Genomic DNA, 11,274 nt, shown 5'->3' on the forward strand with positions numbered 1-11,274 from the left:
GCCGACGCGCTTTTTGCGTCGGCGCGGCGCGCCTAATGGAAGCAAGCTGCGCGGATTGGCGCGTATTATTGCGCCAACCCGCACAGTATCCCCATTGGGTTAGAGCTGGCGAGCCAGGACAGACATAAATAGCTACAGGAAGCGATGCTTTTCTGGTCGTTGATGTGAATCTGTAGATTTCCCGAATGCGTGCAGAACGGCCATAGGCAAAAATGGCTGCTGGTTGCGCACAGGGCCATGTAAATTGTTTTTTTCAGCACAGCAAGGATCACTTTCCGATGCAGTGGGTGATTGACTGGTGAGAGAGAACTCTGGTTTGCTGCAGCGTTTTCGCCAGCACGCCTTGCCATTGTTGGCGCATCGACAGCCCATTTTGGTTGCCGTATCAGGAGGAGCCGATTCGCTGGCCCTGCTGCATTTGCTGGTTGCCAGTGTAGCCGACCCGCACTTATCGCTGCATGTTGCCCATTTTAATCACGGTTTGCGCAACGATGCCGCCTTGGATGCCCAATTTGTGCAAGAGAGAGCTGCACAATTGCACCTCTCTTGTACAGTCGGTTGTTGGCAGGATAGGCCGTTAACCGGTAATCTTGCCGAACAGGCGCGCAGCGCTCGCTATCAGTTTTTGCTTGCCACAGCCCGACAGAGCGCAGCCTTTTGTGTCACCACCGGACATCATCAGGATGATCAGGCCGAAACCATTCTGGAACGATTATTGCGTGGCAGTGGTGTGCACGGCTTGCAAGCGATTTCCAGCAGTCGTCCGTTGGCAGAAGAGGTGGCACTGATTCGGCCACTGTTACCCTTCAGTCGTGCAGAGTTGCGCAATTGGTTGCAAGAGAGGGGGATTACATGGCGAGAGGATGCCAGCAACGCCCTTTTGGTGGCCCGTCGCAACAGGATTCGTCATGAGGTGATGCCTGTTTTGCAAAGTGTTGCCGATCCTGCATTGAGCAGTAGACTGGCGGCAACTGCCACGCGGATGCAGCAGACAGAGCAGGCACTGCAGTGGATGTTGGAACAGCTCTGGCCCACCTGGGAGCCACGACAGTTGGCAACAGGCGGCATCTCCTTGGCAATTGCTCCTTTGTGTGCGTTACCAGAGGAACTGCTTTACCGTTGTCTGCAACGCTGTCGGCAACAGTTGCCAGAAAAGGGGATGCCACTGGGGGCGCGTGCCGTAAACGGTTTTGTGCAGCGCTTGCATAGCCGAAAACGGCACTGGAGCATGGTTGTACAGGGCATGGTGATTGAACGACAGCAGGATCGTCTGCTGTTTCGTCTGCCTACTGGCCGCTGGAATTGAAAAAGGTTGCATTGCGGCAGGGTGTGGGCAAAGGAAACCATTGAACTTTTTTGCTGTTGCCCCTATCTTTCAACTTGTCTTAATTTTGTTTTCAGTGCTCATTGGCCGGGATGTTAACGGTACCTGGGAGGAAGTGGTTGAACGGGTTCTATAAAAATCTTTCCATGTGGATGGTGATTGGCCTGCTTCTGGTGATGTTGTTTAATTTATTCAACCAGCCAAGTGGGCGGGATCGCCATATACCTTTTTCTGATTTTCTGCACCAATTGGAATTGGGGCGTGTAACCGATGTCACCGTACAGGGGCGCACCCTTTCCGGTATGTTTTCGGATGGCAATCTGTTTTCTACCTATACTCCAGATGATCCCGATTTGATGCGGATGCTGCGGGAGAAAAAGGTGAATATTACAGCGCGGCCCCCGGAAGAGACCCCATTGTTGCTGACGGTCTTGATCTCCTGGTTTCCGATGTTGTTATTAATCGGGGTCTGGATCTTCTTCATGCGTCAGATGCAGGGTGGCGGTGGTCGGGGTGCCATGTCTTTTGGCAAATCCAAGGCCCGTGTCCTCTCCGAACAGCAATGCAAGGTTACCTTTGCCGATGTGGCCGGTATCGATGAGGCCAAAGAGGAGCTGCAGGAGATTATCGAATTTTTGCGCAGCCCACAGAAATTTCAACGGCTGGGCGGAAAAATTCCCAAGGGGGTGTTGCTGATCGGTCCACCGGGCACAGGTAAAACCTTGTTGGCCAGGGCCATTGCCGGTGAGGCCAACGTACCCTTTTTCAACCTCTCCGGATCCGATTTTGTGGAGATGTTTGTCGGAGTGGGTGCCGCCCGGGTGCGGGATATGTTTGAGCAAGGCAAAAAAAATGCTCCCTGCATCATCTTTATCGATGAGATCGATGCTGTGGGCCGTCACCGTGGTGCCGGTCTGGGAGGAGGGCATGATGAACGCGAACAGACCCTCAACCAGTTGCTGGTGGAGATGGATGGTTTTGAGTCCAACGAAGGGGTGATCCTGGTAGCCGCTACCAACCGCCCGGATGTGTTGGATCCGGCCCTGTTGCGTCCCGGTCGCTTTGATCGACAAGTGGCTGTTCCCAATCCTGATATTCGTGGTCGGACCCAGATCTTGACGGTGCATATGGCCAAATTGCCGTTGGCTGAGGCGGTGGATGCGGAGGTGATTGCACGCGGTACACCCGGCTTTTCTGGTGCGGATCTGGCCAACCTGGTCAATGAAGCGGCTTTGGGTGCGGCGCGCAGCGACAAGCAGTTTGTCGATATGGAAGATTTTGAGACGGCCAAGGATAAGGTCATGATGGGCAAACCGCGCAAGTCGGCGGTGATTTCCGAACAGGAACGGCGCACAACTGCCTATCATGAAGCAGGACATGCCATTGTCGCCAGTGTCATTCCTGGTACCGATCCCGTGCACAAAGTGACTATTATTCCTCGCGGTCGGGCTTTGGGTTTGACCATGCAGTTGCCCATGGAGGATCGTCATACCTACTCCAAACAGCAGTTGGATGACAACATCGCTATTTTGATGGGAGGTCGTTTGGCGGAAGAGCTGGTGTTGGGACAGATGACCACCGGTGCAGGCAATGATATTAAACGGGCTACCGATATCGCCTTTAGCATGGTGTGCCAATATGGGATGAGCAAACGTTTGGGACCGCTCACCTATGGCTCCAAGGAGGAGGAAATTTTCTTGGGCCGTGAGATTACCCAGCACAAAACCGTTTCCGAAGAGACCACGCGGTCGATTGATCAAGAGGTGCGGGAGATCATTGAGTCCAATCATGGACGTGCCCGGCAGATCCTGATGGATAAAATGGATGTGCTGCATCGGATGGCTGAAGCGTTATTGGATCGCGAGACCTTGGAGGCAGATGAGGTGTTGCGTTTGGTGGAAGGGTTGCCTCTGGAAGAGGCGCTCAGGCCGCGTGTGACCGCAGCTCCAGTGCCACCCTCAGAAAATAATGATAATCAGAAGAGTCCGCCGGGCGAAGGTTTTACCCCGCGTGCGGCTCCTCCGCATCCCAGCCAATCACCCTACGGTCCACAAAAACCAGGGGGATCCTCCTCATCGGGAGGTGGCAGCGAAAACGGATGAGCCAACAGAGCCAACCAGAGAGTTGGTGAATGGATCGTTACAGGCAGGCACTGCGGCAAGGCGCGTGCGCATGAGCGACGAAAAAGAGCAAGCAGAGAGACAAAGAGCGACCGCGTTCGCAACGGCGCAGAGCCACGCAGCAGATTTATGCACAAGCTCAGAGCAGCCCCTATTGCAGTGTGGTCGTTACTCTTTGGATCTGCGCCAACCACATCTGATGGGTATCATCAATGTAACCCCGGACTCTTTTTCCGGTGATGGTTTGGCGGGTTTTCAGCAACAGGCGGTCGCCCAGGGGCTGCGTATGGTAGCAGAAGGGGCAGATTTGCTGGATGTCGGTGGCGAATCGACCCGTCCCGGGGCGCAAGAGGTTTCGCTGCAGGAAGAGTTGGATCGGGTGATTCCGGTGATCGCGGCCCTGGTGTCCCAGGTGGATAGGCCCATTGCTGTGGATACCCGCAAGGCAGAGGTGATGCAGGCTGCTTTGCAGGCTGGTGCAACCATGATCAATGATGTCAATGGTTTGCAGGGGGTGAGCGAACAGTTTGCCCAACGGGTGCTGGCACCACGCCACGAGCCTATTGTGCTGATGCACATGCAGGGAGATCCGGCCACCATGCAGCAGGCTCCCTGCTATCAGGATGTGTTGGCCGAAGTGATCGATTTTTTGTCCGCACGGATCCGCTGGTGCGAAAAGCAGGGTATTGCGCGCCAACGTTTAATAGTGGATCCGGGGATCGGTTTTGGCAAGAAACAGGAGCATAATATGCTCCTGCTCTGCCATTTGCGCGCCTTAAAGGTGCTTGAGCTGCCGATTTTGTTGGGAGTCTCCCGCAAAAGTGTAATTGGCTGGTTAAGTGGAGAGCAAGAGCCGCAAAAGCGGGATGTGGGCAGCCATGTGCTGGCCGCATGGGCTGTTTTGTCGGGTGTGTCGATTATTCGAGTCCATGATGTACAAGGTGCTAGGCAAGCACTGGCTGTCGCGAATGGATTGCGACATGCTTGCCATGGTTTGCAAGTAGGGTAAACCGTATAAGTGGGCAATTGGTGTTGGATCATCATGCAAAAAAATGGTAACTATTCACCAGCCAAAACAACTGCGGGTCCAGGGAGGGCTCCTCCCTGGCAGAGTCCAGAGGCGGAGCCTCTGGGGTTTTGATTTTGATTTTTGCTTTTGGCGCGCCTTTCACACGAAGCCGACGCGCTTTTTGCGTCGGCGCGGCGCGCCTAATGGAAGCAAGCTGTGCGGATTGGCGCGCTTTTTTGCGCCAATCCGCACAGCATCCCCATGGGGGTAGAGCTGGCGAGCCAGCACAAACCTGAATAGTTACAAAAAATGTTGAATATGGTTGGTATGAGCGGCAGCAAGAAAGATCAAGGAAAACTGTTCGGAACCGATGGGGTACGCAGTCGGGCTAATATCTATCCGATGACTGCTGAACTGGTTTTGCGTTTAGGACGCGCCGCCGGAGTGGTGTTTCGTGGTCGTGAACGCACGCAAAATCGCCGTCATTCGGTGGTGATCGGCAAGGATACCCGTCTTTCCGGTTATCTGTTTGAATCGGCTTTGCGGGCCGGATTTACCTCGATGGGGATTCATTGCATCCAGGTCGGCTCTTTGCCCACCCCGGCCATCGCCTTTTTGACCCGTGCCTTGCGTGCCGATGCGGGGGTGATGATTTCGGCCTCCCATAACCCGTTTTATGACAACGGCATCAAATTTTTCAGTGCCAATGGTATGAAATTGCCCGACAGCATGGAGGGCGAGATCGAACAGTTGGTATGGGAAAATGATCTGGATCGTTATCAACCTTCAGCCCACGAGTTGGGCAAGGCGACGATCATTGATGATGCGGGTGGTCGCTATATTGAGTTTTGCAAGAACTGTTTTCCCAAAGAGCTGCGTCTGGATGGTCTGCGCGTGGTGGTGGATTGTGCGCATGGAGCCTCCTATAAGGTGGCTCCGGCAGTTTTTTGGGAGCTGGGAGCCGAAGTGGTTCCCATTGGCAATGCGCCCAATGGTTATAACATCAATGATGGTTTTGGTGCCCTGCACCCGGAGGCTTTGCAGAGAAAGGTTCAGGAGGTACGGGCTGACATCGGTGTGGCTTTTGATGGCGATGCTGATCGTTTGATGGTCTGTGATGAAAAAGGGCGCTTGCTCAACGGGGACCATGTTTTGGCCATGAGTGCCGTCGCCATGCAGAGAGAGGGCAGTTTGCGGGGAGGAGGGGTGGTGGCCACTGTCATGTCCAATCTGGGTTTGGAACGCTTTTTGACCCAGCATGACCTGCAGTTGATCCGTACCCGTGTGGGGGATCGCCATGTTTTGGAACGCATGATTCAAGGCGGCTACAACCTGGGTGGCGAACAGTCCGGCCATATGATCTTTCTGGACAAAAACACCACCGGCGATGGCATTGTTTCGGCACTGAAAATATTGGAATTGATGGCATCCAGTCGGCGTCCGCTCTCCGAGCTGATTACCGGCATGGAGATTGTGCCCCAGGTGTTGCAAAATGTGGTGGTTGCCAACGATCGGGATCCGCTCTCCCATCCAGAGGTAAAAGAGGCCATTGCCGAAGCAGAGCGTACCCTGGCGGGGAGTGGTCGAGTTTTGGTGCGCAAATCGGGGACAGAGCCGACAGTGCGCGTCATGCTGGAGGGGGATAATCAGGAGCGGATTGAGGTGATGGCCAGCGAATTGTGCCAAATGATTCAACGGGTGGCTGGATTGGCCAGGGACGAGTAGGCATGATGATACAACAGAGCCCTTGCTGTGGCAGGCAAGAGGCTGCAGATCAATCTGTTTTTTCGGTGTAGCGCCGGGATTTGGAACGAAGATGATTGCAATAACACTACCGGATGGTACGGTGAAAGATTTTGCGCAACCGCTCTCTGTGGCAGAGGTGGCGGCGGCTATTGGTCCTGGTTTGGCGCGTGCGGCGCTGGCCGGAATTGTCAATGGTCAAGCGGTGGATTTGACTTATCGTTTGACTGAATCGGCGCAAGTCTCATTGATTACCGCTGCCAGTGAAAGCGGTTTGAAAATTATCCGTCATTCCACCAGTCATCTGTTGGCGCAAGCGGTAAAGGAGCTTTTTCCCAGCGCACAGGTCACGATTGGTCCGGCTGTGGACAATGGATTTTATTATGATTTTGCCTTTGAGCGTCCCTTTACGCCCGAAGATTTGCAGGCTATTGAAAAGCGGATGCAGGAGTTGGCACAACAGGCTTTGCCGGTGCGACGGGAGTTGATGGATCGGGATGCAGCGATTGATTTTTTCCGTGCTCAGGGGGAGCATTTCAAGGCAGAGATCATCAGCGAAATTCCTGCCGGAGAGGCGATCTCTCTGTATCGGCAAGGGGATTTTATCGATCTCTGCCGTGGTCCGCACGTGCCGGATACCGGCTATCTGAAAGCATTCAAATTGCTTTCCGTGGCGGGGGCCTATTGGCGTGGTGATGCGCGCAACCAACAGTTGCAACGGGTGTATGGTACGGCTTGGCCGGACAAAAAGGCCCTGGACAGCTATTTGACGCAGATGGAAGAGGCAGAAAAGCGAGATCATCGCCGTTTGGGCAAAGAGTTGGATCTTTTTTCCCTCCATGAAGAGGCTGGTGGTGGTTTGGTATTCTGGCATCCAATGGGTGCCCGTGTGCGCCAGGTGATCGAGAATTATTGGAAAAAAATGCACCAGGAGGCGGGATACGAAATGCTGTATACGCCGCACATCGCCAATCTGGAGTTGTGGCGGACCTCTGGTCATCTTGATTTTTATCGGGAATCGATGTTTGGTGCCATGCTGGTGGATGAACAGCCCTACCAACTGCGGCCCATGAATTGCCCTTTTCATATTTTGATCTATAACTCCCATCTGCATTCGCACCGTGATTTTCCGATGCGCTGGGCGGAGTTGGGAACAGTGTATCGCTATGAGATGTCAGGGGTGCTGCATGGACTGTTTCGGGTACGAGGCTTTACCCAGGATGATGCGCACGTCTTCTGCCGTGAAGACCAGATCGAGAGTGAAATTTTGGCCATCCTTGATTTGACTTTGGCTACCCTGAAGCGTTTTGGTTTTCAGGAGTTTGAGGTCAATCTTTCCACTCGGCCCGGCAAATCGGTGGGTTCCGATGCGATTTGGGAAAAAGCGACTGTCGCTTTGCGACATGCTATTATGGCCCGTGATCTCAAATTTATTGAAGATGTGGGCGGTGGTGCCTTTTATGGTCCAAAAATCGATGTCAAGATTACTGATACGATTGGTCGTAAATGGCAATGCTCGACAATTCAATTAGACTTCAATTTGCCAGAGCGATTTGATATATATTACATTGGCGAAGATGGAGGGCGTAAACGGCCTATTATGATCCATCGCGCCTTGCTGGGATCGTTGGAACGCTTTTTTGGCATCCTGATCGAGCACTATGCAGGATATTTTCCCGTCTGGTTGGCCCCGGTGCAAGCGGTGGTGGTGACCATCACTGATGAGCAGAACGATTGGGCAACAGAGGTTCGGGATCGTTTGCGTCAACGCGGTTTACGTGTGGAAGCCGATCTGCGCAGCCAGAAGGTGGGTTATAAAATTCGTGAACACACCTTGAAAAAGGTGCCCTGGTTGCTGATAGTAGGTGACCAGGAGAAAAGAGAGGGGACGGTCAATCCACGTGATTGTGCTGGCAAGACCTATGGCGCAGAGAGTGTGGAAGCTTTTGCTGACCGGCTTCTGGAAGAGGCAACCAAACATTAAATGGAGAGAATACCATCGCCAAACCACCTTTAAAACCCAGACCGCCAGCGCCGGCACCACATCATGCGCCAGCCGCTCCGACGGCCCCTTCTGCGCCCGCTGCCGCCGATACCGTGCGGATCAATGAGCAGATTCGGGTTCCTGAAGTGCGCCTGATCGACGAAAAGGGCGAACAGGTCGGTATCGTCAGTCGGCAAGAGGCCCTTGCCCGTGCCATGGAGGCCAGCCTGGATCTGGTCGAAGTGGCGCCGCAAGCCCGTCCGCCGGTCTGCAAAATTATGGATTATACCAAATTCAAGTACCAGAAAGCGGTACGCGAACGTTTGGCACGCAAAAAACAAACGCGCATCGATATCAAGGAGATCAAGTTTCGTCCTGCGACCGATGTGCACGATTTTGAAGTCAAAATTCGCAGTATCCGCAAGTTTTTGGAAGATGGCGACAAGGTCAAATGCACCTTGCGTTTTCGTGGTCGGGAGATGGCCCACCAGGATCTGGGAATGGCTCTGCTGATCCGGGTAAAAGATGTTTTGGGGGAAGAGGCCAAAGTGGAACAGCCCCCAAAATTGATGGGGCGTCAGATGACCATGGTTTTGGCACCCGCTTCTGGTGGAAAAAAAGCCGCTGCCGCTTCTGGCATGGTTGACGACGAGCTGGATGAATCATAAATATATCCGCCGCGACTCTATTGCAGTGACAGGGTGCGGCAGAGTAATCGGATTGGTGCGGTCGGCCAATCTTCCTGTTGTTGGTGTATGCGGCATGCTTTTTCGAGCAAGCCTGCCGCACGTTTAAGGAGTGGATAACCAATCATGCCCAAAATCAAAACCCATCGGGGCGCAGCCAAACGGTTCAGAACCACCGGCTCCGGTAAATTGTTGCGCAATAAAGCCTATAAGCGGCACATCCTCACCAAAAAAAGCCCGAAACGGAAACGCAATATGGTGGGGGTGGATATGGTGGCAGATGTCGATCAAGCCGCTGTGCGCCGGATGCTGCCCAACTTGAACCTGTAATTTTCACGATTTTTGCAAGGAGATACGGCTATGCCGCGAGTCAAGCCGAGCGTACCAGCGCGTGCGCGTCATAAAAAAGTTCTCAAGTTGGCCAAAGGGTATCAAGGCCGCAACGGCAGTTGCTACCGCATTGCCCTGGAGAAGGTGGAAAAAGGGCTGCAATATGCCTATCGGGATCGCAAAAATCGCAAACGGGAGTTTCGTGCTTTGTGGATTGCCCGCATCAATGCTGCTACCCGTTTGAGCGGACTCTCTTACAGCCGTTTCATGGATGGTCTGACCAAAGCAGGCATCGATTTGGATCGTAAGGTGTTGGCTGAATTGGCCGTTTCCCAGCCGGAAGCCTTTGCCGAGTTGGTGCAAAGTGCCAAAAGCGCGGTGGCATAATCAGCCGAACAATGCGTGAACAACTGCAAGCTTTACAAGAAGAGGCATTGACCCGGCTCCAGGAAGCCGGGTCGCTTGCCGAATTGGAACAGATCCGTGTACAGATTCTGGGTAAAAAGGGCGCTTTAACCTCGTTATTGCGTGGTTTGTCTGAGGTCAGTGCGGCAGAGCGCCCGTTGTTGGGAGAGCTGGCCAACCGCTTGAAAGATGCCTTCAACGAGATGCTGCAACAGCGGCTGCGCCTTTTGCAAGAAGAGGAGCTGTCGCGGCGTCTGGCAGCGGAACGGATCGATGTCACCTTGCCTGGTCGTACTCCTCCATTAGGGGGGATCCATCCCATTAGTCGCGCTTTGGGCGAGATCACCACCATTTTTCGCAGTATGGGGTTTCCACCGGCGACCGGTCCCGAAGTGGAAGATGATTGGCATAATTTTGCGGCGCTCAATATTCCAGACGACCATCCTGCGCGTGAGATGCATGATACCTTCTACCTGCCTCCCGGCAGCAAGGGGGAAAAGCGTTTGCTGAGAACCCATACCTCAACCGTGCAGATTCGGGTGATGGAAAATCGTAAACCTCCCTTGCGCGTTATTGCTCCTGGTAAGGTATTTCGTTGCGACTCTGATCTGACCCATACCCCCATGTTTCACCAGGTGGAGGGTTTTTTGGTGGACGAAGGGGTCCATTTTGGGCAATTGAAGGGGATTCTGGAGCGTTTTTTGCGACTGTTTTTCGTCCGGGAGATGCCAGTACGTTTTCGCCCCTCCTTTTTTCCCTTTACGGAACCATCGGCGGAAGCCGATATGGGTTGCCTGTTTTGTGATGGTCGTGGCTGCCGTGTCTGCAAGGGAACAGGTTGGATTGAAGTTCTGGGTTGTGGTTTGATCCATCCGGCGGTATTGGAAAATGTGGGTATTGATCGGGAGCGCTATTCTGGTTTTGCCTTTGGCATGGGTGTCGAGCGCTTGGCTATGCTGAAATATGGTATCCAGGATTTGCGTCTGTTTTTTGACAACGATCTGCGTTTTCTGCAGCAGCATGCCCGGTTATAAATGGTTTTGGTAACTATTCACTATTCACCACCCAAAACTATTGCGGGTCCAGGGAGGGCACCTCCCTGGCCGGGTCCAGGGATGGAATCCCTGGGATTTTGTTTTTAATCTTTTGCCTTTGGCGCGCCTTTCATAACAAGCCGACGCGCTTTTTGCGTCGGCGCGACGCGCCTAATGGAAGCAAGCTGTGCGGATTGGCGCGCATTTTTGCACCAATCCGCACAGCATCCCCATGGGGGTAGAGCTGGCGAGCCAGCACAAACCTGAATAGTTATCGGTTTTGGTCTATTCAGATTGCCTGGATGATCCGCACCCTCCAGCAAGGCACTGTCGATGACAAAGCTTGCGTGACACAGCGGACAGAGTGCAGATGAGAGGGGTAGCGACGTTCAGAGTTGTTTTCCGTTGCGGTTGTAAAAACAGTATATCACAAAAGATCTCTTTTGAATATACTCTGTGTTTTGTACAAGAGGAATCATGAGTATTGCTGTTGCTATTTTAGGGGCCACAGGTTATACCGGTGGTGAGTTGGTGCGTCTTTTGGCGCGCCATCCCCATGCCGAGATTGTGCATGTCACTTCGGAGCGCTATGCCGGCAAACCATTGCGGCAAGCCTTTCCGCATTTGCGCAGCCTTCCC

General features: G+C 53.5%; 9 protein-coding genes and 1 pseudogene. All 10 read left to right on the forward strand.

Features of this window, described 5'->3' with window-relative positions:
- The first annotated feature begins 298 nt into the window (after window positions 1-298).
- Window positions 299-1,306, forward strand: a complete 1,008-nt coding sequence (gene tilS, locus EJP87_RS09780) for a tRNA lysidine(34) synthetase TilS (protein ID WP_193771277.1) — start codon at window positions 299-301, stop codon at window positions 1,304-1,306.
- 137 nt (window positions 1,307-1,443) lie between these two features.
- Window positions 1,444-3,426, forward strand: coding sequence for an ATP-dependent zinc metalloprotease FtsH (gene ftsH / locus EJP87_RS09785; protein WP_130471687.1), 1,983 nt, complete (start codon window positions 1,444-1,446; stop codon window positions 3,424-3,426).
- Between the two features lie 70 nt (window positions 3,427-3,496).
- A complete protein-coding gene (folP, locus tag EJP87_RS09790) occupies window positions 3,497-4,453 on the forward strand; it encodes a dihydropteroate synthase (RefSeq protein WP_130471688.1) in 957 nt (318 codons plus the stop codon).
- Between the two features lie 309 nt (window positions 4,454-4,762).
- On the forward strand, window positions 4,763-6,178 hold the full coding sequence (glmM, locus tag EJP87_RS09795) for a phosphoglucosamine mutase (RefSeq protein WP_227657559.1): 1,416 nt from the start codon (window positions 4,763-4,765) through the stop codon (window positions 6,176-6,178).
- A 91-nt stretch (window positions 6,179-6,269) separates the two neighbouring features.
- Window positions 6,270-8,180 carry a threonine--tRNA ligase gene (gene thrS, locus EJP87_RS09800; RefSeq protein ID WP_130471689.1) on the forward strand — a complete coding sequence of 637 codons (1,911 nt, stop codon included), beginning with the start codon at window positions 6,270-6,272 and terminating at the stop codon, window positions 8,178-8,180.
- Window positions 8,181-8,293: 113 nt separating this feature from the next.
- Complete coding sequence (infC, locus tag EJP87_RS09805) at window positions 8,294-8,848, forward strand: translation initiation factor IF-3 (RefSeq protein ID WP_227657560.1); 555 nt, start codon at window positions 8,294-8,296, stop codon at window positions 8,846-8,848.
- A gap of 144 nt (window positions 8,849-8,992) precedes the next feature.
- The gene (gene rpmI / locus EJP87_RS09810) at window positions 8,993-9,196 is read left to right on the forward strand and encodes a 50S ribosomal protein L35 (RefSeq protein ID WP_130471691.1); all 204 of its coding nucleotides are present in this window, start codon (window positions 8,993-8,995) and stop codon (window positions 9,194-9,196) included.
- A gap of 30 nt (window positions 9,197-9,226) precedes the next feature.
- Window positions 9,227-9,583 (forward strand): 50S ribosomal protein L20, encoded by a 357-nt coding sequence (gene rplT / locus EJP87_RS09815; protein ID WP_130471692.1) that lies wholly within the window; start codon window positions 9,227-9,229, stop codon window positions 9,581-9,583.
- Between the two features lie 11 nt (window positions 9,584-9,594).
- Window positions 9,595-10,635 carry a phenylalanine--tRNA ligase subunit alpha gene (pheS, locus tag EJP87_RS09820; protein ID WP_130471693.1) on the forward strand — a complete coding sequence of 347 codons (1,041 nt, stop codon included), beginning with the start codon at window positions 9,595-9,597 and terminating at the stop codon, window positions 10,633-10,635.
- A 477-nt stretch (window positions 10,636-11,112) separates the two neighbouring features.
- Window positions 11,113-11,274, forward strand: a pseudogene (gene argC / locus EJP87_RS19000) (N-acetyl-gamma-glutamyl-phosphate reductase); the annotation flags it as partial.

Origin of the sequence: Candidatus Magnetaquicoccus inordinatus, from assembly GCF_004217665.1 — a bacterium.
Lineage (GTDB): Bacteria > Pseudomonadota > Magnetococcia > Magnetococcales > Magnetaquicoccaceae > Magnetaquicoccus > Magnetaquicoccus inordinatus.

Excerpts from the sequence above, each read along its gene's own strand:
- thrS (WP_130471689.1), top strand. The coding sequence starts at position 6,270 with ATGATTGCAATAACACTACCGGATGGTACGGTGAAAGATTTTGCGCAA.
- pheS (WP_130471693.1), top strand. The coding sequence starts at position 9,595 with ATGCGTGAACAACTGCAAGCTTTACAAGAAGAGGCATTGACCCGGCTC.
- rplT (WP_130471692.1), top strand. The coding sequence starts at position 9,227 with ATGCCGCGAGTCAAGCCGAGCGTACCAGCGCGTGCGCGTCATAAAAAA.
- rpmI (WP_130471691.1), top strand. The coding sequence starts at position 8,993 with ATGCCCAAAATCAAAACCCATCGGGGCGCAGCCAAACGGTTCAGAACC.
- folP (WP_130471688.1), top strand. The coding sequence starts at position 3,497 with ATGAGCGACGAAAAAGAGCAAGCAGAGAGACAAAGAGCGACCGCGTTC.
- glmM (WP_227657559.1), top strand. The coding sequence starts at position 4,763 with ATGTTGAATATGGTTGGTATGAGCGGCAGCAAGAAAGATCAAGGAAAA.